This window comes from Cupriavidus agavae (assembly GCF_004217045.1).
Classification (GTDB): Bacteria; Pseudomonadota; Gammaproteobacteria; order Burkholderiales; family Burkholderiaceae; genus Cupriavidus; species Cupriavidus agavae.
On sequence record NZ_SGXM01000001.1, the window covers coordinates 1,513,365 to 1,536,341 of the forward strand.

Genomic DNA, 22,977 nt, shown 5'->3' on the forward strand with positions numbered 1-22,977 from the left:
CAGCACTATAGTGCACTGAAGGAGACGCCCCCATGCCGACGGATCTCGCCGCGCCCGCCCCCGTGACCTTTGAGCGCGATCCCGCGCACTACCGCCACTGGAAACTCACTTTTGACGGACCGGTTGCCACGCTGGCGATGGATGTCGACGAGGAAGGCGGCCTGCGGCCCGGCTACGCGCTGAAGCTGAACTCCTACGATCTGGGCGTGGACATCGAACTGCACGATGCGCTGCAACGCATCCGATTCGAGCATCCCGAAGTCCGCACGGTCGTGATCACCAGCGCCCGCGACCGCATCTTCTGCTCGGGGGCCAATATCTTCATGCTCGGCAAGTCCAGCCACGCCTGGAAGGTGAACTTCTGCAAGTTCACCAACGAGACCCGCAACGGCATCGAGGACGCCAGCCGCCATTCGGGCATCAAGTTCATCGCCGCCTGCAACGGCACCACGGCCGGTGGCGGATACGAACTGGCGCTGGCCTGCGACGAGATCGTGCTGGTGGACGACCGCTCGTCGGCCGTCAGCCTGCCCGAGGTGCCCCTGCTCGGCGTATTGCCCGGCACCGGTGGCCTGACGCGCGTCACAGACAAGCGCCGCGTGCGGCGCGACCACGCCGACATCTTCTGCCTGACCACCGAAGGCGTGCGCGGCCAGCGTGCCCGCGACTGGCGCCTGGTGGACGAGGTGGTCAAGCCGGCCGCCTTCGCCGAGCACGTGCGCGAGCGGGCGCAGGCGCTGGCGGCGCAGAGCGACCGCCCCGCCGATGCCGCCGGCGTCAGGCTGACCCCGCTGGCCCGCGAAGCCGGCGATGGCGGCTACCAGTACAGTACGGTCCGGGTCGATCTCGACACCGGCAGCCGCCAGGCCACGATCACGGTTTCCGCCCCGTCGGGCACCCAGCCTGCCGACCTGCCCGCGATCCTCGATGCCGGCGCCCAGTGGTGGCCGCTGCGGATGGCGCGCGAACTCGATGACGCGATCCTGACACTGCGCGCCAACCACCTCGATATCGGCATGTGGGTCCTGAAGACCGAGGGCGACGCCGGCAAAGTGCTGGCCGCCGACGACCTGATCGAGGCCCACGCCGGCCACTGGTTCGTGCGCGAGACCGTGGGCATGCTGCGCCGGACGCTGGCGCGGCTCGATGTCTCGTCGCGCAGCCTGTTCGCGCTGATCGAGCCCGGTTCGTGCTTCGCCGGCACGCTGCTGGAACTGGCGCTGGCCGCGGACCGCAGCTACATGCTACAGGTCTCCGATGTGGCCGACGAGACGCCCACCGTACACGTCCACGCCGCTAATTTTGGCCGATATCCGATGCCGAACGGCCTGACCCGCCTCGCCGCCCGGTTCTACGAGGACGCGCAGGCCATCGGCGCCGTGCGCGAACACATCGGCCAGCCGCTCGACGGCGCGCAGGCCGAGGCGCTGGGGCTGGTCACGATGGCGCCGGACGATATCGACTGGAACGACGAGATCCGCATTGCACTCGAGGAACGCGCGAGCCTGTCGCCCGACGCGCTGACCGGCCTGGAGGCCAACCTGCGCTTCGGCGGCCACGAGACCATGGAAACCCGCATCTTCGGCCGCCTCACGGCCTGGCAGAACTGGATCTTCAACCGCCCCAACGCGGTAGGCGAGCACGGGGCCCTCAAGGTATTCGGCACGGGCAACAAGCCCCGCTTCGACTGGGACCGCGTCTGACCCGGCCCTGCCCCCTATATATATATATAAGAGGAGACCCCATGAGCATCGACTACAGCCAGAAGATCCCGAACAACGTCAACCTGTCCGGCGACCGCGCCCTGCAGCGCGCGCTGGAGCACTGGCAGCCGGCATTCCTCGACTGGTGGCAGGACATGGGCCCCGATGGCTCGCACCATCATGACGTCTACCTGCGCACGGCCGTGTCGGTCGATCCTTCGGGCTGGGCCCATTTCGACCATGTGAAGATGCCCGACTACCGCTGGGGCATCTTCCTGCAGCCGGCCGACGCCGAGCGCCGCATCCACTTTGGCGAGCACAAGGGCGAGGCCGCGTGGCAGGAGGTGCCGGGCGAGCATCGCGCCAACCTGCGCCGCATCATCGTGACGCAGGGCGATACCGAACCGGCGTCCGTGGAGCAGCAGCGGCACCTGGGCCTGACCGCCCCGTCGCTCTACGACCTGCGCAACCTGTTCCAGGTCAATGTCGAGGAAGGCCGCCACCTGTGGGCGATGGTCTACCTGCTGCACCGCTACTTCGGCCGCGACGGCCGCGAAGAAGCCGAGGCACTGCTGGGCCGCCGCTCCGGCGACGAGGACAACCCGCGCATCCTGGGCGCGTTCAACGAGCGCACGCCGGACTGGCTGGCGTTCTTCATGTTCACCTACTTCACCGACCGCGACGGCAAGTTCCAGCTCTGCGCGCTGGCCGAATCGGGCTTCGACCCACTGGCGCGGACCACGCGCTTCATGCTGACCGAAGAGGCGCACCACATGTTCGTGGGCGAATCGGGCGTGTCGCGCGTGATCCAGCGCACCTGCGAGGTGATGCGCGAGCGCGATATCCGCGACCCGGCCGAAGTCCGCGCCGCCGGGGTGATCGATCTGGAGACCATCCAGCGCTACCTGAATTTCCATTACAGCGTGACGATCGACCTGTTCGGCGCCGACCAGTCGTCGAATGCGGCCACGTTCTACAGCGCCGGCCTCAAGGGCCGCTTCGAGGAAGGCAAGCGCACCGACGACCACGTGCTCAAGGGCGACGTCTACCGCATCCTCGAAGTGGCCGACGGCAAGCTCGGCGAGCGCGAGGTACCGATGCTCAACGCGCTCAACGAGGTACTGCGCGACGACTACATCAAGGACTCGATGGGCGGCGTGGCGCGCTGGAACAAGGTGATCGAGAAGGCCGGCATCGACTTCCGCCTGACCGTGCCGCACAAGGCGTTCAACCGCCGTATCGGCACGCTGGCCAACCTGCGCGTGTCGCCGGAGGGCCAGGTCGTCAGCGAGGCCGAGTGGAACGCCAACGAATCGCGCTGGCTGGCCACCGACGACGACCGCCGCTTCGTGGCCTCGCTGATGGGCCGCGTGGTGGCGCCGGGCAAGTTCGCCAACTGGATCGCGCCGCCGGCCATCGGCATCAACCGCCAGCCGGTGGATTTCGAGTACGTCCGGTTCAACTGAGCCACCGACCCACCGCCTCACCGATTGCCAGCCATGGGCGCCGCCGACCTCATCAAGCAACACCTGATCGATCCGGAGATCTGCATTCGCTGCAACACCTGCGAAGACACCTGCCCGATCGACGCCATCACCCACGACGACCGCAACTACGTGGTCAAGGCCGATGTCTGCAACGCCTGCGGCGCCTGCCTGTCGCCGTGCCCCACGGGCGCCATCGACAACTGGCGCACCGTGCTCAAGGCCGACGCCTACCCGATCGAGGCCCAGCTGCTGTGGGACGAACTGCCGGCCGAGGCGCCGCCGTCCGAGGCCAGCATCGACGCCGCCGCGGCCGCCGGCCAGGCCCTGGAGGCCGCGGCCCAGCTTCCGGGCCAGCCCACGGTGCAGCAGGTGGAAACCAGCCGCCACACCTCGGCCCGCGCGCCGTGGTCGGCGGCACACCCCTACGTGAACCTGCACGGCCTGCGCGAGCCGGCTACCGCCACCGTGGCCGGCAACTACCGGCTGACCGAGGCCGATGCGTCGAGCGATATCCACCACATCGTGCTCGACTTCGGCAACCAGTTCTTTCCCGTCCTCGAAGGCCAGGCCATCGGCATCGTGCCGCCCGGCACCGATGCCTCGGGCAAGCCGCACTACATCCGCATGTACTCGGTGGCCAGCCCGCGCGATGGCGAGCGCCCCGGCTACAACAACCTGGCCCTGACCGTGAAGCGCGTGGAGACCGACCACGACGGCAATCCGGTGCGCGGCGTGGCGTCGAACTTCCTCTGCGATCTGGCCAAGGGCGAGACCGTGCAGGTAGTGGGGCCGTTCGGCAGCACCTTCCTGATGCCAAACCATGGCCAGGCCAGCGTGATGATGGTCTGCACCGGTACCGGTTCGGCGCCGATGCGCGCCATGACCGAGCGGATGCGCCGCAACATGGAGCACTTCACCGGCCGGCGCCAGTTGTTCTTCGGCGCCCGCAATCGCCGGGAACTGCCCTACTTCGGGCCGCTGCTGAAGCTGCCGGAGGATTTCCTCGACATCCACTTCGCGTTCTCGCGTGACCCCGACGTGCCCCGGCGCTATGTGCAGGATGCCATCCGCGAGGCCGCCCCCAGCGTGGCGGCGCTGCTTGGCGACCCGCACGGCCACGTCTATATCTGCGGGCTCAAGGGCATGGAGGAAGGCGTGCTGCAGGCGTTCGCGGATGTCTGCGAAGGCGCCGGACTGCACTGGAACGATCTTGAAGCGGCCCTGCGCGCCGAGGGACGGTTGCACATCGAAACCTATTGAGGGTGGCCCCTGGCGCCGACGCCCGGAAAAACCGCCTTCCCTTCTGAAACCTGCTTCCTATAATGTTTCTCAAGAAACAGGAGCAGAGCGAATGCAATCGAGGCAGATTCCGGAGGCAGGACCCGGCGGCAGCCCCGACCCCGGCGTGACGCTGACCAAGGCCGTCATGCGCGCGGCCGGCTTCCTGGGCATCAGCCAGGCCATCGTGGCCAGCGTGCTGGGCATCAGTACCGCTTCGGTATCGCGCATGGCTTCGGGCGGCTACGTACTCGACGTGCATCGCAAGGAATGGGAGTTTGCCGTGCTGTTCGTACGCCTGTTCCGCTCGCTCGACGCCATCCTGGGCCATGACGAGCAAGCGCGGCTGTGGCTGACACATGACAACCTCGCGCTCGGCGGCAAGCCGCTCGAACTGATCCGCACCACCGAAGGACTCGTCCGTGTCGTTCACTACCTGGACGCCACCCGCGGTCGCATCTGAGCGCAAGCCGTTCGCGCTCGCGCTCTGGCGGGCCGTCGAGGCCCAGCATGTGGTCTCGACCATGCCGCTGGTGGACACCCTCGACGAACAGGCAGCGCTCGAAGCCGTACTCGACGCCGGCAAGCCAGCCATTCCGCCCGACGCGCGCCACCTCCACTACCTGATGTTTACGCCGTTCCGCTATCCACCCACCGAATGGGGTTCGCGCTTCCGGGGCGGGCAGGACCCCGGCGTGTTCTACGGCGCGCTGACCGTGCGCACCGCCTGCACCGAATTGGGCTACCGGCGCTGGCGCTTCCTCGAAGACTGCCCCGCGTTGCCCCGCATCGACGCCCGCGCGCAGACCCTGTTCCAGGTTGGCATCCGTACCGAAGGCGTGGCGCTCGACGCCCCGCCGTTCGACCAGGACGCCGCGAGCTGGACCGATCCGGACCACTACGATGCCTGCCAGGCTTTTGCCCGCACCGCACGCGAGGCCCGCATCGGCCTGATCCGCTACCGCTCCGTCCGCGATACCGCGCCCGCCGAGCCTGGTGTCTGCGGTGCGGTCCTCACGCCACTTGCGTTCGCATCGCCCCAGCCGCTGGCCACCACCACGTGGATGCTGACCGTCCGCCACGATCGCGTGATCTGGCAGCGCGACGACTTGCAGCAACGCGACAGCTTCGAGTTCGAGAGTGCCCCCTGGCGAACCTCGCCGCATCGCACAAGCGAAAGTCCGCAATCAGCCTGAACCCACCGTTGCCCACAGCGCTCCAACGACTATGGACACGGGTTTCACGTCCATTTGATGACGAGGCAAAGTTTCTGTTGCATTGCGCCAACACATTGCCTATAATCATCTTCTTCGACGGACGCGGGGTGGAGCAGTTGGCAGCTCGTCGGGCTCATAACCCGAAGGTCGCAGGTTCAAGTCCTGCCCCCGCAACCAACCGATCGAACGCAGTATCGCTACGACAAACCCGCCAACTCAGGCGGGTTTTTTGTTTTCCGGCTCCCGCCTCGCGCGCCCCTCCCTGCCTCCCCACCCGCAATTTCTGCAGCCAGCCCCTGCGCATTCTTCAATCCGCATGCCTCATGAGGCACCTGGCGCCACCGTTTCGGGGCGGAACGACTTTTGCAGACCTACAGGCTCCTACGCAATGTTTCTTCAGTCCCTGAAAGGAGAATTGAAATGACGATGCAAAAGACCATGGCAATCCTGGCCGCCTGCACGATGCTGGCAAGCGGCGCCGTTCTGGCACAAGGTTCGGGTGGCGGCGGAGCCGGTGGTGCAGGCGGTGGCGCGGGCGGCGGTAGCGCCGGCACCGGCGTCAGCGGCGGCGCGCCGGGCACGAGTACCAATCCGGGGCCGACCTCGACCAAACCGGGCAGTGCCACGGGCGCCTCGCCGCGCTCCGACGGTACGGCTACCGGCTCGATCCACGATTCGGGACGCAACACGGACGGAACCCGGCGCGGCAACACGCGCAGCGGCAACGATGCCGGCAGTTCGCAACAGCGCACCACGCCGGGCTCGTCATCCTCGACCGGCGGCACGGCACCGGGCACCGGCATGGGCACCAGCGGCAGCATGGGTACCGGTACGCCCGGCATGGGCACCGGCACGCCCGGCACCGGCACGGGCGCTCCGGGAAGCGGCCGATAAGGCAGCCGCGCAGGGGTTTTCCCACATGGGCACATAGGAGCGACGGGACGGGGCCGGTGTTACACTTGGCGCCATTCTTCCCGGACGCTCCTCCATGAAATTCTGCTCGAACTGTGGTCATGCGGTGGTGCTGCGCGTGCCCCAAGGTGACAATCGTCCGCGCAGCGTTTGCGACGGCTGCGGCACGATCCATTACGTGAATCCCCGCAACGTGGTGGGTACCATCCCGGTCTGGGAAGACAAGATCCTGATCTGCAAGCGCGCCATCGAGCCCCGCTACGGCTTCTGGACGCTGCCCGCCGGCTTCATGGAAGTAGGCGAGACCACGGCCCAGGCCGCCGCGCGCGAGACGCTTGAAGAAGCCGGCGCCCGCGTGGAGGTGGGCGAGTTGTTCTCGATGCTGAATGTGCCGCACGTCCATCAGGTCCACCTGTTCTACCTGGCCAGACTGCAGGACCTCGACATCGCGCCGGGCGAGGAAAGCCTCGAGGTCAAGCTGGTCACCGAAGCCGACGTGCCGTGGGACGACCTGGCCTTCCCCACCGTCATCCACACGCTGCGCAGCTTCTTTGCCGACCGCGCCTCCGGGCGGATCGCCGCCGGCGATTTCCGTCTGCACACCCTCGATATCGACAAGCCAATGCGGCCGCTGACCAGCCGCGCCACGGTCACGCCCTGACGGCCACGGCCGCGCTCCGAACAGCCTGCGCATGATCACCTGGCTTGACCCGCAAGACCCGTTTCCGCCAGTCGAGCACGCGCTGGGAGCCGCCAGCGATGCCCCGGGACTGCTCGCCGCCAGCCGCGACCTGACCCCGCAACGGCTGCTGCTGGCGTACCGGCAAGGCATCTTCCCCTGGTATTCCGACGGGCAGCCCGTGCTGTGGTGGAGCACCGATCCGCGCATGGTGCTGGCGCCCGACGCCCTGAAGATCTCGGTTTCCTTCCGCAAGACCCTGCGCCGCGTGCTGCGCGACCCCGACTGGGAAATCCGCGTCGACGACAACTTCGTCGCCGTGATGCGGGCCTGTGCCATGGCGCCGCGCGACGGCCAGCTTGGCACCTGGATCACCGACGAGATCGTCTCGGCCTACGCCGCGCTGCACCGCGCGGGGCGCGCCCATTCCGTCGAGACCTGGTACCAGGGCGAACGGGTGGGCGGCCTCTACGGCGTGGCGCTGGGCCGCATGTTCTACGGCGAATCGATGTTCGCCCATCGTACCGATGCCTCGAAGATCGCACTGGCCGCGCTCTGCGGGTTCCTGTCGCAGCACGGCGTCGCCATGATCGACTGCCAGCAGGAAACCGACCACCTGGCCTCGCTCGGCGCCGCGCCCATCCCGCGGGCCGATTTCGTGGGCCATGTCAGGCAGGCCACCGCGGCGCCCGACCTCGACCCGTGGCGCTTCGACAAGTCGGCACTGGCACGCTGGACAGCCTGAGCGTCAGCGGCGCTGCTCCAGCCGGCCTTCCAGCCTGCCGACCCGCCCATTCAGCGCACTGACCTCCTTCGAGACGCCCTCGACCCGCTGCTCGATCCGATCCGTGCGGGCATCGAGACGATCCAGCCGCCGATCCACGTTATCGAGCCGGGTAGATAGCCGTTTGTCCATTTCGTCGATCTTGCCCGTCAGCCGCTTGTCCACCTCATCGATCTTTCCCGTCAGCCGCTTGTCCATTTCATCGATCTTGACTTCCAGCGGTGCGATCGCTTGTCCGATGGCCTGCGGAAGCACGCGCTCGACCTCTTCCCGGACCACCTGCGGCACCACCTTCCGCACCTCCTCGCGAACGGCCTTGCCGACCTCGATGCGCACGGTCTCCTGAATCATGCCCGTCTGCTTCTGCAGCATGCCGAACATGGAGCCGACCACGCCGAGGCCCACGGCCAGCACGGTAGCCATGTTGGCGTACCGGTTCCATTGCGCGCCGCCCTGCCCGCCCCCCACCGCTCCTGCGGCTGCCGTCGCCGGCATTGCCAGACCCACCATGACATTCTCCTTTTCATGTGCCAGATGCCCCACATGCTAGAGGTCCGTTTCGCAGAAGGATATGGGACGAGTCTCAAAATGGCCCCGCCCTGCGCCGCGGGGCGGCACACCGTCCGCCATGGCGTCTGATAGACTGCCAATCACACCCCGTGAGCAGGCGACTGATCCGCCCCCGTCGACGTCATGAGCAAGCTGAAGGAACTCCCGCTATCCGCGCTGCAGTTTTATGCGACGGCGCCGTATGCTTGCAGCTACCTGGAAGGCCGCATGGCGCGCTCGCAGGTAGCCACGCCGGCGCACCTGATCAACGCCGATGTCTACTCGCGGCTGGTGCGCGCCGGCTTCCGCCGCAGCGGCATCTTCACGTACCGGCCCTATTGCGACGAATGCCGCGCCTGCACGCCGTGCCGCGTGGTGGTGGACCAGTTCCATCCGGACCGCAGCCAGCGCCGCGCGTGGCGCCAGCACCAGGGGCTGCAGGCGCTGGTGGCGCCACTGACCTATGTCGAGGAACACTACGCGCTGTACCTGCAGTACCAGTCGATGCGCCACGCCGGTGGCGGCATGGACCAGGACAGCCGCGACCAGTACGAGCAGTTCCTGCTGCAGAGCCGCGTCAACTCCCGGCTGGTGGAATTCCGCGAGCCGCCCGGGTCGGCCGAGGCCGGCAAGCTGCGCATGGTGAGCATGATCGACGTCCTGGACGACGGGCTTTCGTCGGTCTACACGTTCTATGATCCGCTGATCGAAGGGGCCAGCTACGGCACCTACAACATCCTCTGGCAGATCGCCCAGACCCGCGAGCTGGGGCTGCCCCACCTCTACCTGGGCTACTGGATCGCCGAGAGCCGCAAGATGGCCTACAAGGCGCGCTTCCAGCCGCTGCAGATACTGACCGGCAACCAGTGGCACGCGTTCGACGAGGCCGCGCCGCCCGTGGCGCCCCAGCCCGCCCCGCGCGCACCGGGCCCGGCCCAGGAATAGCCGCCCGGCCACCTGCGCTCGCGCAACCTGCCGGAGCCGGCCCCGGAGCGGCTACAATGCCGCCCTGGTCCCGACTTCCCGCCGGCCGCCGGCCGCGCCCCGCCTGTGCTCAACGCGCTCTACCCCCTGTTTCGTCCCGCCCTGTTCTCGATGGATGCCGAGGACGCGCACCATTTCACGCTCAACAACCTGATGCGCGCCCAGCGCCTGGGGCTGGCCGGCTGCATCGGCAACAGCATCGCCAGCGATCCGCGCACCGTGATGGGCATCCGCTTTCCGAACCCGGTGGGCCTGGCGGCCGGACTGGACAAGGACGGCGCCTATATCGACGGGCTGGCCGCCTTCGGCTTCGGCTTCATCGAGGTGGGCACGGTCACGCCGCGCGCCCAGCCCGGCAACCCGCGCCCGCGCATGTTCCGCCTGCCGCAGGCCGACGCGCTGATCAACCGGATGGGCTTCAACAACGGCGGCGTCGATGCCTTCGTACGCAACGTGCAGGCCTCGCGCTGGAAGGCCGAGGGCGGCGTGCTGGGGCTGAACATCGGCAAGAACGCCGACACGCCCATCGAACGCGCGGCCGACGACTACCTGTACTGCCTGGAGCGCGTCTACCCGCACGCGAGCTATGTGACGGTCAACATCTCGTCGCCCAACACCAAGAACCTGCGCCAGCTGCAGGGCGCCAGCGAACTGGACAGCCTGCTGGCCACGCTCAAGGACGCCCAGCAGCGGCTGGCCGACCAGCACAGGCGCTACGTGCCGGTCACGCTGAAGATCGCGCCCGACCTCGACGACGACCAGATCCGCAACATCGGCGACGCGCTGGTGCGCCACCGCATCGATGGCGTGATCGCCACCAACACCACGATCTCGCGCGACGCGGTCAAGGGGCTGCCGCATGCCGAGGAAGCCGGCGGACTGTCCGGCCGGCCGGTGTTCGACGCCTCCACGCGCGTGGTGCGCGAACTGCGCCGCGTCATCGGCGACGCCCTGCCGATCATCGGCGTGGGCGGCATCTTCGATGGCGCCGGTGCGCGCGCCAAGATCGATGCCGGCGCCGAACTGGTGCAGGTCTACAGCGGCCTGATCTATCGCGGTCCCACGCTCGTGCGCGACTGCGCCGCCGCGCTCAGAGCGGCAGCGTAAGCCGGGCTTCGAGCCCGCCCTCGCTGCGATTGGCCAGGCGCAGGTCCGCGCGGATGGCCTGCGCGAGCCGCCGCGCAATGGCCAGGCCCAGCCCGCTGCCGGGCGCCCGTCCGGCGGTCTCTGGCGCCCGATACCACGGCTGGAACACGGTCTCGAGCTGGGCCGGCGCGATGCCGGGCCCGGAATCGAGAACGGCCAGCGTCAGCCGCTGCGGCTCCACGTAAACCGCCAGCCGGACATTCGAGCCATAGCGCAACGCGTTGTCGATCAGGTTGACCAGGATCCGGCGCAGCGCGTGCGGGCAGGTCAGCACCTGCTGGCCGATGTGGCCGTCGAGCGGGATCGGCCGCCCGGCATCCTTGTAGTTGTGGAGCAGCGCATCGAGCAGGTGGTCGGCATCGACCTGCCGCAGCGATTGCGGCCCGCTGCCCTGCATCCGCGCGCAGGCCAGGCTGGCTTCGGCAAGCTCGCGCATTTCATCGAGATCGCGCTCGATCGCCCCGCGCAGCAGCGGCTCGTCGATCAGTTCCGCGCGCAGCATCAGCCGCGTCATCGGCGTGCGCAGGTCGTGCGCGTACGACGCCTGCACGGCCAGCAATTCCGCCTCGCGCTCGGTGCATCGTTGTTTCGCCAGATTGATCGTCTGTACCAGTTGGCGAACGATGGCCGGCCCCTCCACGGGCAGGAACTGGCCCGCCTCGTCCGGCGCGGGTGGATCGTCGATCCGGGACGCCAGCTCCATGAGCGCCGCCTGCACCGCCAGCAGATGCGTGGCGCAGAGCGCCGCGACGATGGCCAGGCCCATCACGCAGGCCAGCAGCAGGAGCAGCGCAAGGTCCACGGAAGGCGGCACGTGCGCGATCAGCCTGTGCAGCCCGAGCCAGCCCAGCGCGGCAACCAGCGCCAGGATCACCGCAGACGCGCCAAGCCGCGCCCGGTCATGGCGGGCCAGCGTGGCGCCGCACCGCTGGAGCAGGCTGCGGGCCACGGGCGCCGGCGGCGGCGGGGTCGGCGCGGCCACGCGGGGCGTGCCGTGGGCCAGGTTGGTCAGGGTCGGCTGGATGGTCATGACGTTCTCCGGAGTGCCGCCTCACCGGACAGCTCGGCGCTATGACACCATGGGCTGAGCCAGGGCACCATTGAACGTGAGTTCTCCCACCCTATACGTTGATTTACCTCCCCCTATGCGCGATGACGATTCCAGCGCACTCGCTGTTTCGCCAGTTTCAGCGCGCCGCCACCGTCTTGGGCTCAAGGTATGACACCAGCCCCGCCAGGCCAAATTCCCGGCCGAGCCCCGATTGCCGGACCCCGCCGAACGGCGCCAGCACCTCGGGATCGACGCGGTTGACCAGGATCGTGCCGGCCTGCATGCGCTCGGCAATGCCACGGGCGCGCTGCGCATCGGCGGAGAACACATAGCCGAACAGCCCGTACGGCGAATCATTGGCAATCTCCACGGCATCGTCCTCGGTGTCATAGCCGATGATCGACAGCACCGGGCCGAAAATCTCTTCCCGGGCAATCTCCATGTCGTTGTGCACGCCCGCGAACACGGTCGGTTTGACGAAAAAGCCCCCGGCCAGGCGCTCGGGCAGCCCTTCCGGCTTGCCCTCGCCGCCCGCCACGAGCACGGCGCCCTGTTCCTGGCCACGCCGGATGAAGTGCTGCACGCGGTCGAACTGGGCCTGGCTCGCCAGCGGCCCGAGGGCGGTGGCCGGATCGCGCGGATCGCCCACCACGAGGGCGCCGACGATGGCCTGCACCCGCTCCACCACCTCGCCCATCAGCGCCTGCGGCACCAGCAGCCGCGTACCTGCCATGCACGCCTGCCCGTTGTTCAGGAAGGCGCCGCTGACCGCCATCGGCAGCACCCTGGCGAGATCGGCGTCGGCCGTGACGATCGACGCCGACTTGCCCGACAGCGCCAGCGTGACGCGCTTCATCGTATCCACGGCCGACCGTGCGATGGTCTTGCCGGTCTGCGTCGAGCCCGTGAACGAGATGCGCGCCACGGCGGGATTGGCGCAGATTTCCGCGCCCACGTCGCCGCCCCGGCCCAGCAGCACGTTGAACACGCCCGGCGGCAGGCCAGCCTCGTGCAACGCCTCGCAGAGCACCTGGGTCTGGAGCGGGCTCAGTTCGCTGGGCTTGATGACCGTGGCGCAGCCGGCCGCCAGCGCCGACGCCAGCTTGCTGCACACCGTGCCCGCCGTGCTGTTCCAGGGGGCGATCAGCGCCGACACCCCTACCGGCTCCAGCAGCACCGTGGCCGTGCCCGCGCGGTATTCGAGCGGATACCCGGCCAGCGCGTCGGCCGAACTGGCAAAGCACTGCGACGCGTACTGGCTGACCCATTGGGCCCGGGCCACCGGCGCGCCGTATTCCTCGATGGTCGCGTCGCGGATGGCGTCGGTGTAGCGCAGCACGGCCGCCTGCAGGCTGCGCAGCATGTCGATACGCTCGGCCTTGCCGGTCTGCCGCAGCTGGACCTGCGCACTACGGGCGGCGGCGATCGCGCGCCGTGCGTCGGCGCGATTGGCCAGCGTTACCACGGCGAGCGGCGCGCCCGTGGTCGGGTTGACGATCTCGATCGTCTCCGCGCCCTGCACGCGCACGAATTCGCCATCGATATAGGCAGTGTTCAGGATTTGCATGAGGTTTCTCCAAAGGCACGGCAGCTCCCTGTCGTTGCTGCGTTGGAGACCACTCTAAGGCCGGGACGTATCGCATCCGTAGCCATCCGGTGGCCATTGTGTGAGCGGACGTATCGCGCCGGAACGCCGATACACGCCGATACAAGCCGCCCCCCGCGCCGACACAAACGCAATACACGGCCACGTCTCAATGGAGCCCGGAACACTCCCCATCCCCAACCCCGCCTGGAGAAGCCTCATGAAGACCGTGCACGCCGCCGCCGTGGTGGCCGCAGCCGCCGCCACCCTGTGCGCCACGCTGTTCGCCGCCCATGCCATCGCCGCCGACAAGCCGGCCGCCAACCCCAATGCGTCGCCGATCTATGGCGTGACGATCCCCGAGGGGTATCGCAAGTGGGAACTGGTGGCGCCGGCGCTGGAACACGAGCCGCTCAACGAACTGCGCACCGTGGTGGGCAACCAGATCGCCATCGACGCCTACAAGAGCGGCAAGCTGCCGTTCCCGGATGGCGCCGTGCTGGTCAAGCTGGCCTGGAAGTTCACGCAGTCGCCCGATTTCCCCTCGGCGCTGATCCCGGGCAAGGCCACCACGGTGCAGGTCATGGTCAAGGATTCGAAGAAGTACGCGGCGTCGGGCGGCTGGGGCTACGGGCGCTTCATCGACGGCAAGCCCGCCGACCTGGCCCAGCACCAGACCTGCTTCGCCTGCCACAACTCGCTCGTGAAGGATCGGGACTATGTGTTTACCCGCCTTGCGCCGTGACGCAATTTGTAGAATCCGGCCCTCGCGGCCGGTGAGCGCAAACGCATGAAAATCGGCATTTCGGCGCAATTTATTGCGGCAGCCTTGTTTCCTGGAGACGTTTTACGGCAGGATATGCCGCTCTGCAGCACTAAAAGCAAGCCACCCACCCCCTGAAAATGGTATCCTCGCAGGCTTCGCGCCGTCGCATCCGATGCGGCTACGCGCGCGCCTGCACCTGCCGCCGGGCGCGCAGCGTTCGCCTCGAACCGCCGGGCCGTCATGCAGCACGCATTTCCGTGTACGTGGTCGCCCGGAGGACGGGCGCGCGTACCGCTTGCGGCTGACTGATAGCACCGATTCTTCGGGGGAGAACAATTACATGCTGCGTCTCAAGGCATCCACCACCCAGACCATCCTCGGCAGCGCGGTAGCGCTGGCCCTGCTCTACGGCGGCGCCGTGCAGGCCCAGACGGCCACCGTGAAGGTCCTGTCGATCGTGGATCACCCGGCCCTCGACGCCATCCGCGACGGCGTGCGCGACGAGCTGAAGTCCGCCGGCTACGACGCCGACAAGAACCTGAAGTGGGAGTACCAGAGCGCCCAGGGCAACCCGGGCACGGCCGCCCAGATCGCCCGCAAGTTTGTGGGCGACCAGCCGAGCGCCATCGTCGCCATCGCCACGCCGTCGGCGCAGGCCGTGGTGGCCGCCACGAAGTCGGTGCCCGTGGTGTACTCGGGCGTGACCGATCCGGTGGCCGCCCAGCTGGTGAAGGGCTGGACCGCCACGGGCACCAACGTGACCGGCGTCTCGGACAAGCTGCCGCTGGACAAGCAAGTCACGCTGATCAAGCGCGTGGTGCCCAATGCCAAGACCGTCGGCATGGTCTACAACCCCGGCGAAGCCAACTCGGTGGTCGTGGTCAAGGAACTCAAGGAACTGCTGGCCAGGCAGGGCATGTCGCTCAAGGAGGCCGCCGCGCCCCGTACCGTCGACATCGGCCCGGCCGCCAAGAGCCTGATCGGCAAGGTCGACGTGATCTACACGAACACCGACAACAACGTGGTCTCGGCCTACGAATCGCTGGTCAAGGTGGCCAACGAGTCGAAGATCCCGCTGGTGGCCGCCGACACCGACAGTGTCAAGCGTGGCGCCGTGGCCGCGCTCGGCATCAACTACGGCGACCTGGGCCACCAGACCGGCAAGGTCGTGGTGCGCATCCTGAAGGGCGAGAAGCCCGGCACGATTGCCTCGCAGACTTCCGACAACCTGGAACTGTTCGTCAACACCGCCGCTGCCGGCAAGCAGGGCGTGACGCTGGCGCCGGACCTGGTCAAGGAAGCCAAGACCGTCATCAAGTAAGACCCGCCGCGCCGCGCGCCCTACCCTGCGGCGCGCGGCGCCAAGCGCCCCCGTGGCCCTACCCGGGCCGCCGGACGGCCTGCAAAGGATTCCCCCCATGTCCCTGTTTTCCCTGCTGGGCGCCCTGGAGATCGGCCTGATCTTCAGCCTCGTGGCGCTCGGGGTGCTGATCTCGTTCCGCATCCTCAACTTCCCCGACCTGACCGTCGACGGCAGCTTCCCGCTGGGCGGCGCCGTGGCGGCCACGCTGATTTCCGCCGGCCAGGACCCGTTCCTCGCCACCGTGGTGGCGATCGTCGCCGGCGCCATGGCCGGCTTCGTCACGGGCTGGCTCAACGTGCGGCTCAAGATCATGGATCTGCTGGCCAGTATCCTGATGATGATCGCGCTGTACTCGGTCAACCTGCGCATCATGGGCCGGCCCAACGTGCCGCTGATCACCGAGCCGACGATCTTCACGATCCTGCAGCCCGAATGGCTGCCCGACTACGTGCTGCGGCCGCTGATCCTGTTCGTGGTGGTGATCCTCGCCAAGCTGGCGCTGGACTGGTTCTTCTCGTCGCAGCTCGGCCTGGCCATGCGCGCGACCGGCGCCAACCCACGCATGGCGCGCGCCCAGGGCGTGCCCACGGGCCGCGCCACGCTGGCCGGCATGGCGCTGTCGAATGCGCTGGTGGCACTGGCCGGCGCCCTGTTCGCCCAGACCCAGGGCGGCTCCGATATCTCGATGGGCATCGGCACGATCGTGATCGGCCTGGCGGCCGTGATCATCGGCGAAACCATCATCCCGGCGCGCCGGCTGGTCTACGTGACGCTGGCGGTCGTGCTCGGCGCCATCCTCTACCGCTTCTTCATCGCGCTGGCGCTGAACTCCGATTTCATCGGCCTCAAGGCCCAGGATCTGAACCTGGTGACCGCCGCGCTGGTGACGCTGGCGCTGGTGCTGCCGGCCACGCGCAAGAAGCTGTTCGCCCGCAAGACCGGAGGTGCCTGAGATGTTGCGCGCTGAAAACCTGAAGCTCACGTTCAACCCGGGCACCCCGATCGAGAACCGCGCGCTGCGCGGCCTGAGCCTGGAGATCCCGGCCGGCCAGTTCGTGGCCGTGATCGGCTCGAACGGCGCCGGCAAGTCAACCTTCCTGAACGCCGTCAGCGGCGACACGATGGTCGACAGCGGCCGCATCCTGATCGACGACACCGATGTCACGCGCCAGCCGGCCTGGGATCGCGCCCACCTCGTGGCGCGCGTGTTCCAGGACCCGATGGCGGGCACCTGCGAGGCGCTGACGATCGAGGAAAACATGGCGCTGGCCATGGCGCGCGGCGCACGGCGCGGTTTCCGTCCGGCGCTGAACAAGGCGTCGCGCGAACTGTTCCGCGACAAGCTGCGGCTGCTGAACCTGGGCCTGGAAAACCGCCTGACCGACCGCATCGGCCTGCTCTCGGGCGGCCAGCGCCAGGCGGTGAGCCTGCTGATGGCATCGCTGCAGCCGTCGCGCATCCTGCTGCTCGACGAGCACACGGCCGCACTGGACCCCAAGACCGCCGCATTCGTGCTGGAACTGACCGCGCGCATCGTCGAGGAAAGCCAGCTGACCACGATGATGGTGACGCACTCGATGCGCCAGGCGCTCGACTACGGCCAGCGCACGGTCATGCTGCACCAGGGCCAGGTCGTGCTCGACGTCTCGGGCGACCAGCGCAAGGGGCTCGACGTGCCCGATCTGCTGAAGATGTTCGAGCAGACCCGGCATGAGCAACTGGATGATGATGCGTTGCTGCTGAGCTGAAACTGCGCCCCTCTCCCGTCATGCGGGAGAGGGGAGAAAACCGGCGGCACATTACATCTCTTTCAAGCTTTCCCCGCCTTCTCCAGCCACTTCCCCAACTGATCCGTCACTGCCGTGCTCGAGAACGAGCAGCTGTCTTGCGCGAACACCGCGGACATCTCCATCCGGCGTAGTAATTCCTCCATCGCCTGCCCGAAGACCGGCGGCAGCGTCAGCGACGCCGCCGAGGCGCGCCACTGCGCGATCAGTTCGCCAACCGGCAACTGGCCGGCGACATGGGCATCCAGGGCCTGCCGCATGGCAGCCAGCGTAGTTTGATTGGCGCCCATCAACGCGCCCTCCTTTCTTTGTAAAGTTCTCGGAACGTGCGGCCGCTCGGGGCCGGCATGTCCCGCGTATCGGTCCAGCCGCGGCCGGCCATCGGCAATCGGGAGATCAGCTTGCCGCGTCCACCCATGCGCGCCATCAAGCGCGCTCCAAGGCGCGTGACGAATGCATAGAGATCAGGACGCCGTGCCACATAGCCCCAGACCTGCAGCGCCATGCGCTCCTGCCACGGACGCAGGCCGCGTTCCATCTGCTTCTCGCGCAGCTTGCGCAGCAGGTCGGACAGCGGGATCGACGCCGGGCAGACCCGATTGCATTCGCCGCACAGCGTGGCCGCCTGCGGCAGGTCCACGGCATTGGCCAGCCCCACGTAGCTCGGCGTCAGCACGCTGCCCATCGGGCCGGGGTAGACCCAGCCATAGGCGTGCCCGCCGATCTTCTGGTACACCGGGCAATGGTTCATGCAGGCGCCGCAGCGGATGCAGCGCAGCATCTCCTGGAACTCGCCGCCGATCAGCCCGCTACGGCCGCCATCGACCAGCACGAAGTACATGTGCTCGGGGCCGTCCTGCTCCCCCGCGGCGCGCGGGCCGGTCAGCAGCGAGAAATAGTTCGAGATCGCCTGCCCCGTGGCAGAGCGCGGCAGCAGGCGCATCACCGTGGCCAGATCCTCCAGCGTCGGCAGCACCTTCTCGATGCCGGTCACGGCCACGTGCACGCGCGGCATGATCGTGCACATGCCCTCGTTGCCTTCGTTGGTCACCACGGCCACCGAGCCGGTCTCGGCGATGATGAAATTGCCGCCCGTCACGCCCATGTCGGCGGACAGAAATTCCGGCCGCAGCACCTCGCGCGCCTCGCGCGTCATCTCGGGAATGTCGGTCAGGCGCGGCTTGTTGTGGACGCGGGCGAACAGGTCGGCAATCTCGTCCTTGTCCTTGTGGATCACCGGCGCAATGATGTGCGACGGCGGCTCGGCGTCGTTGATCTGCAGGATGTACTCGCCGAGATCGGTCTCGATGCTCTGCACGCCCATCTCGCCCAGCACCTGGTTCAGGCGCATTTCCTCGGTCACCATCGACTTGCTCTTGATGACCTTCTTCACGCCGTGTTTCTGCGCGATCTCGCCCACCAGCCGGGCGGCGTCGGCGGTGGTCTCGGCGAACAGCACCGTGGCCCCCCGCTTCGTCGCATTTTCTTCAAATTTGGCAAGCCAGACGTCGAGGTTCTCCAGCGCGCGGTTGCGGCGCTCCTTGAGCGCGGCGCGCGTGGCATCGAAATCGATGTCGCGGATCGCGTCGGCGCGGGCCGTGACGAACTTGGTCGACAGCTTCTTGAGGTTCTGCTGCAGGCGCTGGTCGGCCAGCTTCTGGCCGGCGCGCGCCTTGAATTCCATGCTGTGGACTTGCATCGTGGAGGCTCCGATGTGTAGACGGCGTGGCGGCGTCAGGCGTCGCCCGCCAGCACCTGCGCGATATGGAGCACGCGCGTGCGCGCATCGCCAGATCGCCGCAGGCGCCCTTCGATATTGAGGATGCAGCCCAGGTCGCCCAGCACCACCGCATCGGCGCCGCTGGCCTGGATGTTGGCGCACTTCTCGTCGACGATGGCCGTCGAGATATTGCCGTACTTGACCGAAAATGTGCCGCCAAAGCCGCAACACGCCTCGCAATCCTTCATTTCGGTCAGTTGCACGCCCGGCAGCTTGCCCAGCAGCGCGCGCGGCTGCTGCTTGACGCCGAGTTCGCGCAGGCCCGAGCAGGAGTCGTGATAGGTCACGTGGCCGGTAAAGCCGGAGTCGAGGGCATCCACCTGCGCCACGTTGACCAGGAAATCGGTCAGCTCGAAGACCCGCTCGCGGAGGCGCTCGTAGCGGCCGTGCAGTTCGGGATCGTCGCGCAGCAGGTCGTGGTAGTGATGCAGAATCATGCCGCCGCAGGAACCCGACGGGATGACGACGTAATCGAAGATCTCGAACTCGCGCAGGAATTTCTCGGCCAGGTCGCGCGAGACCGCGCGCTCGCCGGAGTTGTAGGCGGGCTGTCCGCAGCAGGTCTGCGCCTCGGGCACCATCACCTCGTACCCCGCCGATTCCAGCAGCTTGAGCACCGAGAACCCGATTTCGGGACGCATGAGGTCCACCAGACAGGTGGCGAACAGTCCGATTCGCATCGTAGAACCTTTATTCCAGACCCGGAAACCTCGCAATTATGCCTGCCCCGCCGCCCGCTGCGGGCGTGTGTCTTCACGCATTGACCGTACCGAAATACCGGGAATCGCATTTCACCAGTTGAAATTTTCACAATGCGAGATAGAATCAGGCAAACGCTTAATTTTTGCCGCACGGCAACATTTCCCATATGGCAGAAGCAGACAAGACACCTGGCAAGACCTCGATCCAGGTGATCGAGCGCATGATGACCCTGCTGGACGCGCTGGCCCAGCACGCGGACCCCGTCAGCCTGAAGGAGCTGTCGCTGGCCACCGGCCTGCACCCTTCCACGGCCCACCGCATCCTCAACGATATGGTGGCGTGCCGTTTCGTCGACCGTTCCGATCCGGGCAGCTACCGGCTCGGCATGCGGCTGCTGGAACTGGGCAACCTCGTGAAGGCACGGCTGTCGGTGCGCGATGCGGCGCTGGCGCCGATGCGCGCGCTGCACCGCGTCACCGGCCAGACCGTGAACCTGTCGGTACGCCAGGGCGACGAGATCGTCTATATCGAGCGCGCCTACAGCGAGCGTTCGGGCATGCAGGTGGTGCGCGCCATCGGTGGCCGCGCCCCGCTGCACCTGACCTCGGTGGGCAAGCTGTTCCTGGCCGCCGACGAGGCGCCGCGCGTGCGCAACTACGCCACGCGCACCGGCCTGGCGGGCCACACGCGCACGTCGATCACCGAGATCGCGCGGCTGGAACGCGAGCTGAGCTGGGTGCGCTCGAACGGCTATGCGCGCGACAACGAGGAACTGGAGTTGGGCGTGCGCTGCATCGCCGCCGGCATCTACGACGATTCGCGCCGGCTCGTGGCCGGACTGTCGCTCTCGGCCCCGGCCGACCGGCTGCAGGACAGCTGGCTGCAGAACCTCAAGGACACGGCGCTGCAGATCTCGCGCGGCATGGGCTACGTGCCCGAGACGGCGATCTGACCCGGCGCCGCGCTGCGGCGAGGCACAAAAAAACGCGCCGGAGGCTCACCCTCCGGCGCGTTTTTCATGGGCGCACGTTGCCTTCAGGTGCCGTGCGCGTGCGCCGACACCAGCATCGCCGTCGGCGATCTAGGACCCTGAGTAAGATTCGGCGTGGACGGAAAAGGGCGCGGTTGGCCCCCTGCCGTCGGGGGCTGGTGTTCGAGCCAGCTACGCACGCGCGTGGCATCGGCAAAGCGCGACAGCTTGCCCACCGAATCCAGGAAGACCATCACCACATTGCGATCGTTGACGCGCGTCTGCATCACCAGGCACTGGCCGGCCTCGGAGATATAGCCGGTCTTCTGCAGGCCGATCTCCCAGTTGCCGCCGCGCACCAGGCGGTTGGTGCTCACGTAATGCTGCGAGCGGCCCAGCACGTTGACTTCGTGCTCGGTCTGCGTGGAGAACTCGCGGATCGTGGGATTGCGGTAGGCGGCGTTGACCAGGCGGGCCAGGTCCATGGCGCTCGACACATTGCTGCTCGACAGGCCGCTGGAATCGACGAAATGGCTGTCGTTCATGCCCAGTTCGCGCGCCTTCTTGTTCATGGCGCTGACAAACGACGGCAGGCCGCCCGGATAGCTGCGGCCCAGCACGGACGCCGCACGGTTCTCCGACGACATCAGCGCCAGCAGCAGCATTTCGTGGCGCGTCAGCGTGGTGCCGAAGCGCAGGCGCGAGCTGCTGTGCTTCTCGGTGTCGCGGTCATCCTCGGTCACCGTCAGCATCTCGTCCATCGGCAGGCGCGAGTCCATGACCACCAGCGCCGTCATCAGCTTGGTGATCGAGGCAATCGGCAGCACCGCCGTGGAATTCTTCTGGAACAGCACCTCGTTGGTGTTCTGGTCCATCACCAGGGCCACTGACGAACGCAACGACAGGGCGTCGTCGGTATCGCGCAGGCCCATGGCCTCGCCCAGCGAAGGCTTGGACGGCACGAATGCCGCCCGCACTGGCGCGGCACGGCTGGCCACGACGGTGCGCTTGCCGTTCTTGACGACAATGACCTTCCTTGCCGAGGGCGCGGCCTTGGCCGCAGCCACCTTCTTTGATGGTTTGGCGGATTTAGACGATTTTGCGACTTTTTCGGTCTTCTTGACCGAAGATTTCGCCGCAGTCGACTTCGTCGCTGCGTACGTAACCGGGGCGGTCATCAGGGCAACCGACACCAGTGCCGTGGTGGCAAAGGCGCTCAGTTGAGGAAGGCCGAAGAGTCGGGACATAAAGGATTCGGTCCGGAACATTGTCTGCTCAGCGCGGGGCGGAATGGCGCTAGTTTAGAAAATTAAGAAATTCATAGCAAGATTAATGACTTACAACGGCTCGTTAAAGTTGAATTTGCAAACATTTCCACAATGTGGAAAAAGAGCCGTTTAAGTCATTCCTCCGCTACCTCAAATACAACAAATTACCTCGTCGTGCTGCCCGAAAACGCCTCAGCCAGCATATCGGTTGTCATTTGACTGTCGTTCGATACAAATGAGACGTTTGAGCAAGAATCAGGCTAAAAATCGTGCAAATCGGCTCACCGGCTCGCGGTCGGTGGTCAACTGGTTGGCCGTGGCGCCGGGATCGGCATAGCCGAGCGACATGCCGCAGACCACCATTTCCTCATCGGTCAGCCGCAGCTGATCCTTGATGATGCGGTGAAACTGGGTGAAGGCAGCCTGCGGGCAGGTGTCGAGGCCACGCGCGCGGGCCGCCACCATGATGCTCTGCAGGAACATGCCGTAGTCGAGCCAGCTCCCCTGCTCCATGATCCGGTCGATCGTGAAGATCAGGCCCACCGGCGCGTCGAAGAACCGGAAATTGCGCGCGTGCTGCTCGTGCATGCGCGCCTTGTCCTCGCGGCGGATGTCGAGCAGGCTGTACAGGTCCCAGCCCACCTTGCGGCGGCGCGACAGATACGGGTCGACCCACTCGCGCGGATAGTACGGATACTCCTCGCGGTACTTGGTGTCGCGCTCGGGATCGTCGTAGGCGGCCAGCACGTCGGCACAGAAGCGCGCCTTGGCGTCGCCCGACAGCACGTAGACCTTCCACGGCTGCGTATTGGTGCCCGATGGCGCGCGGCTGGCCACGGCCAGGATGTCCTCGATGGTCTCGCGCGGCACCGGCGTATCCAGGAACGCGCGCACCGAACGGCGGGTGGTGATGGCGCGATCGACGCAGGCTGCCTCGGCGGAATTCGGGGAAGTCGACATGCCTGG

Annotated in this window: 24 protein-coding genes and 1 tRNA gene; 17 read left to right on the forward strand and 8 right to left on the reverse strand. The window is 67.2% G+C overall.

The window, feature by feature from the left end; genetic code table 11:
• Nucleotides 1-32 precede the first annotated feature (32 nt).
• From boxC to aat, 9 genes are all read left to right on the forward strand, one after another.
• Nucleotides 33-1,703 (forward strand): 2,3-epoxybenzoyl-CoA dihydrolase, encoded by a 1,671-nt coding sequence (gene boxC / locus EV147_RS06830; RefSeq protein ID WP_130390352.1) that lies wholly within the window; start codon nt 33-35, stop codon nt 1,701-1,703.
• A 41-nt stretch (nt 1,704-1,744) separates the two neighbouring features.
• Nucleotides 1,745-3,169 (forward strand): benzoyl-CoA 2,3-epoxidase subunit BoxB, encoded by a 1,425-nt coding sequence (boxB, locus tag EV147_RS06835; protein WP_130390353.1) that lies wholly within the window; start codon nt 1,745-1,747, stop codon nt 3,167-3,169.
• A gap of 33 nt (nt 3,170-3,202) precedes the next feature.
• The gene (boxA, locus tag EV147_RS06840) at nt 3,203-4,450 is read left to right on the forward strand and encodes a benzoyl-CoA 2,3-epoxidase subunit BoxA (RefSeq protein WP_130390354.1); all 1,248 of its coding nucleotides are present in this window, start codon (nt 3,203-3,205) and stop codon (nt 4,448-4,450) included.
• A gap of 91 nt (nt 4,451-4,541) precedes the next feature.
• Entirely contained in the window at nt 4,542-4,931 is a 390-nt protein-coding gene (locus tag EV147_RS06845; protein ID WP_130390355.1) for an MbcA/ParS/Xre antitoxin family protein, read from the forward strand.
• Nucleotides 4,891-5,664 (forward strand): RES family NAD+ phosphorylase, encoded by a 774-nt coding sequence (locus tag EV147_RS06850; protein ID WP_198680179.1) that lies wholly within the window; start codon nt 4,891-4,893, stop codon nt 5,662-5,664. Before EV147_RS06845 ends, EV147_RS06850 begins: the two co-directional genes overlap by 41 nt.
• Nucleotides 5,665-5,786: 122 nt before the next feature.
• Nucleotides 5,787-5,862 (forward strand) — tRNA-Met (locus EV147_RS06855).
• 243 nt (nt 5,863-6,105) lie between these two features.
• A complete protein-coding gene (locus tag EV147_RS06860) occupies nt 6,106-6,579 on the forward strand; it encodes a hypothetical protein (protein WP_130390356.1) in 474 nt (157 codons plus the stop codon).
• A 94-nt stretch (nt 6,580-6,673) separates the two neighbouring features.
• Entirely contained in the window at nt 6,674-7,258 is a 585-nt protein-coding gene (locus EV147_RS06865) for an NUDIX hydrolase (protein WP_130390357.1), read from the forward strand.
• Between the two features lie 31 nt (nt 7,259-7,289).
• Nucleotides 7,290-8,021 (forward strand): leucyl/phenylalanyl-tRNA--protein transferase, encoded by a 732-nt coding sequence (gene aat / locus EV147_RS06870; protein WP_130390358.1) that lies wholly within the window; start codon nt 7,290-7,292, stop codon nt 8,019-8,021.
• 3 nt (nt 8,022-8,024) lie between these two features.
• On the opposite strand, the gene EV147_RS06875 is transcribed toward aat, so the two are convergent.
• Nucleotides 8,025-8,570, reverse strand: coding sequence for a hypothetical protein (locus EV147_RS06875; protein WP_130390359.1), 546 nt, complete (start codon nt 8,568-8,570; stop codon nt 8,025-8,027).
• 183 nt (nt 8,571-8,753) lie between these two features.
• Between EV147_RS06875 and EV147_RS06880 the strand changes: the two genes are divergently transcribed.
• On the forward strand, nt 8,754-9,554 hold the full coding sequence (locus tag EV147_RS06880) for an arginyltransferase (RefSeq protein ID WP_130390360.1): 801 nt from the start codon (nt 8,754-8,756) through the stop codon (nt 9,552-9,554).
• 105 nt (nt 9,555-9,659) lie between these two features.
• Nucleotides 9,660-10,700, forward strand: a complete 1,041-nt coding sequence (locus tag EV147_RS06885; protein ID WP_130390361.1) for a quinone-dependent dihydroorotate dehydrogenase — start codon at nt 9,660-9,662, stop codon at nt 10,698-10,700.
• Here EV147_RS06885 and EV147_RS06890 read toward each other — a convergent pair.
• Entirely contained in the window at nt 10,684-11,769 is a 1,086-nt protein-coding gene (locus tag EV147_RS06890; RefSeq protein ID WP_235844619.1) for a sensor histidine kinase, read from the reverse strand. The two genes, EV147_RS06885 and EV147_RS06890, sit on opposite strands and share 17 nt — an antisense overlap.
• Before the next feature lie 157 nt (nt 11,770-11,926).
• Entirely contained in the window at nt 11,927-13,357 is a 1,431-nt protein-coding gene (locus tag EV147_RS06895; protein ID WP_130390362.1) for an aldehyde dehydrogenase family protein, read from the reverse strand.
• Nucleotides 13,358-13,595: 238 nt separating this feature from the next.
• Between EV147_RS06895 and EV147_RS06900 the strand changes: the two genes are divergently transcribed.
• From EV147_RS06900 to EV147_RS06915, 4 genes are all read left to right on the forward strand, one after another.
• Nucleotides 13,596-14,120, forward strand: coding sequence for a cytochrome P460 family protein (locus tag EV147_RS06900; RefSeq protein ID WP_130390363.1), 525 nt, complete (start codon nt 13,596-13,598; stop codon nt 14,118-14,120).
• Between the two features lie 361 nt (nt 14,121-14,481).
• The gene (locus tag EV147_RS06905) at nt 14,482-15,462 is read left to right on the forward strand and encodes an ABC transporter substrate-binding protein (RefSeq protein WP_130390364.1); all 981 of its coding nucleotides are present in this window, start codon (nt 14,482-14,484) and stop codon (nt 15,460-15,462) included.
• A 97-nt stretch (nt 15,463-15,559) separates the two neighbouring features.
• Entirely contained in the window at nt 15,560-16,456 is an 897-nt protein-coding gene (locus tag EV147_RS06910) for an ABC transporter permease (protein WP_130390365.1), read from the forward strand.
• Nucleotide 16,457: 1 nt separating this feature from the next.
• Nucleotides 16,458-17,252, forward strand: coding sequence for an ABC transporter ATP-binding protein (locus EV147_RS06915; RefSeq protein WP_130390366.1), 795 nt, complete (start codon nt 16,458-16,460; stop codon nt 17,250-17,252).
• Between the two features lie 62 nt (nt 17,253-17,314).
• On the opposite strand, the gene EV147_RS06920 is transcribed toward EV147_RS06915, so the two are convergent.
• The 3 genes from EV147_RS06920 to EV147_RS06930 are packed head-to-tail and all read right to left on the reverse strand — an operon-like array spanning nt 17,315 to nt 19,751.
• Nucleotides 17,315-17,581 carry a hypothetical protein gene (locus EV147_RS06920; RefSeq protein ID WP_130390367.1) on the reverse strand — a complete coding sequence of 89 codons (267 nt, stop codon included), beginning with the start codon at nt 17,579-17,581 and terminating at the stop codon, nt 17,315-17,317.
• The gene (locus EV147_RS06925; RefSeq protein WP_130390368.1) at nt 17,581-18,990 is read right to left on the reverse strand and encodes a LutB/LldF family L-lactate oxidation iron-sulfur protein; all 1,410 of its coding nucleotides are present in this window, start codon (nt 18,988-18,990) and stop codon (nt 17,581-17,583) included. The genes EV147_RS06920 and EV147_RS06925 overlap by 1 nt, the downstream gene beginning before the upstream one ends.
• 35 nt (nt 18,991-19,025) lie before the next feature.
• Complete coding sequence (locus EV147_RS06930; protein ID WP_130390369.1) at nt 19,026-19,751, reverse strand: (Fe-S)-binding protein; 726 nt, start codon at nt 19,749-19,751, stop codon at nt 19,026-19,028.
• 188 nt (nt 19,752-19,939) lie between these two features.
• On the opposite strand from EV147_RS06930, the gene EV147_RS06935 reads away from it, so the two are divergent.
• On the forward strand, nt 19,940-20,725 hold the full coding sequence (locus tag EV147_RS06935) for an IclR family transcriptional regulator (RefSeq protein ID WP_130390370.1): 786 nt from the start codon (nt 19,940-19,942) through the stop codon (nt 20,723-20,725).
• An 83-nt stretch (nt 20,726-20,808) separates the two neighbouring features.
• Here EV147_RS06935 and pbpG read toward each other — a convergent pair whose 3' ends face one another.
• Nucleotides 20,809-21,810 (reverse strand): D-alanyl-D-alanine endopeptidase, encoded by a 1,002-nt coding sequence (gene pbpG / locus EV147_RS06940; RefSeq protein WP_407923201.1) that lies wholly within the window; start codon nt 21,808-21,810, stop codon nt 20,809-20,811.
• On the opposite strand from pbpG, the gene EV147_RS26460 reads away from it, so the two are divergent.
• Nucleotides 21,797-21,967, forward strand: a complete 171-nt coding sequence (locus tag EV147_RS26460) for a hypothetical protein (protein WP_407923202.1) — start codon at nt 21,797-21,799, stop codon at nt 21,965-21,967. The two genes, pbpG and EV147_RS26460, sit on opposite strands and share 14 nt — an antisense overlap.
• Before the next feature lie 299 nt (nt 21,968-22,266).
• Here the strand turns inward: EV147_RS26460 and EV147_RS06945 are convergent, their stop codons facing one another.
• Nucleotides 22,267-22,971 (reverse strand): nitroreductase, encoded by a 705-nt coding sequence (locus EV147_RS06945; protein WP_130390372.1) that lies wholly within the window; start codon nt 22,969-22,971, stop codon nt 22,267-22,269.
• Nucleotides 22,972-22,977 lie beyond the last annotated feature (6 nt).

Bases quoted from the DNA above. Each gene is read 5' to 3' on its own strand.
- boxC (WP_130390352.1), top strand. From the start codon at position 33: ATGCCGACGGATCTCGCCGCGCCCGCCCCCGTGACCTTTGAGCGCGAT.
- boxB (WP_130390353.1), top strand. From the start codon at position 1,745: ATGAGCATCGACTACAGCCAGAAGATCCCGAACAACGTCAACCTGTCC.
- boxA (WP_130390354.1), top strand. From the start codon at position 3,203: ATGGGCGCCGCCGACCTCATCAAGCAACACCTGATCGATCCGGAGATC.
- EV147_RS06845 (WP_130390355.1), top strand. From the start codon at position 4,542: ATGCAATCGAGGCAGATTCCGGAGGCAGGACCCGGCGGCAGCCCCGAC.
- EV147_RS06860 (WP_130390356.1), top strand. From the start codon at position 6,106: ATGACGATGCAAAAGACCATGGCAATCCTGGCCGCCTGCACGATGCTG.
- EV147_RS06865 (WP_130390357.1), top strand. From the start codon at position 6,674: ATGAAATTCTGCTCGAACTGTGGTCATGCGGTGGTGCTGCGCGTGCCC.
- aat (WP_130390358.1), top strand. From the start codon at position 7,290: ATGATCACCTGGCTTGACCCGCAAGACCCGTTTCCGCCAGTCGAGCAC.
- EV147_RS06875 (WP_130390359.1), bottom strand. From the start codon at position 8,570: ATGGTGGGTCTGGCAATGCCGGCGACGGCAGCCGCAGGAGCGGTGGGG.
- EV147_RS06880 (WP_130390360.1), top strand. From the start codon at position 8,754: ATGAGCAAGCTGAAGGAACTCCCGCTATCCGCGCTGCAGTTTTATGCG.
- EV147_RS06890 (WP_235844619.1), bottom strand. From the start codon at position 11,769: ATGACCATCCAGCCGACCCTGACCAACCTGGCCCACGGCACGCCCCGC.
- EV147_RS06895 (WP_130390362.1), bottom strand. From the start codon at position 13,357: ATGCAAATCCTGAACACTGCCTATATCGATGGCGAATTCGTGCGCGTG.
- EV147_RS06900 (WP_130390363.1), top strand. From the start codon at position 13,596: ATGAAGACCGTGCACGCCGCCGCCGTGGTGGCCGCAGCCGCCGCCACC.
- EV147_RS06905 (WP_130390364.1), top strand. From the start codon at position 14,482: ATGCTGCGTCTCAAGGCATCCACCACCCAGACCATCCTCGGCAGCGCG.
- EV147_RS06910 (WP_130390365.1), top strand. From the start codon at position 15,560: ATGTCCCTGTTTTCCCTGCTGGGCGCCCTGGAGATCGGCCTGATCTTC.
- EV147_RS06915 (WP_130390366.1), top strand. From the start codon at position 16,458: ATGTTGCGCGCTGAAAACCTGAAGCTCACGTTCAACCCGGGCACCCCG.
- EV147_RS06920 (WP_130390367.1), bottom strand. From the start codon at position 17,581: ATGGGCGCCAATCAAACTACGCTGGCTGCCATGCGGCAGGCCCTGGAT.
- EV147_RS06925 (WP_130390368.1), bottom strand. From the start codon at position 18,990: ATGCAAGTCCACAGCATGGAATTCAAGGCGCGCGCCGGCCAGAAGCTG.
- EV147_RS06930 (WP_130390369.1), bottom strand. From the start codon at position 19,751: ATGCGAATCGGACTGTTCGCCACCTGTCTGGTGGACCTCATGCGTCCC.
- EV147_RS06935 (WP_130390370.1), top strand. From the start codon at position 19,940: ATGGCAGAAGCAGACAAGACACCTGGCAAGACCTCGATCCAGGTGATC.
- EV147_RS06945 (WP_130390372.1), bottom strand. From the start codon at position 22,971: ATGTCGACTTCCCCGAATTCCGCCGAGGCAGCCTGCGTCGATCGCGCC.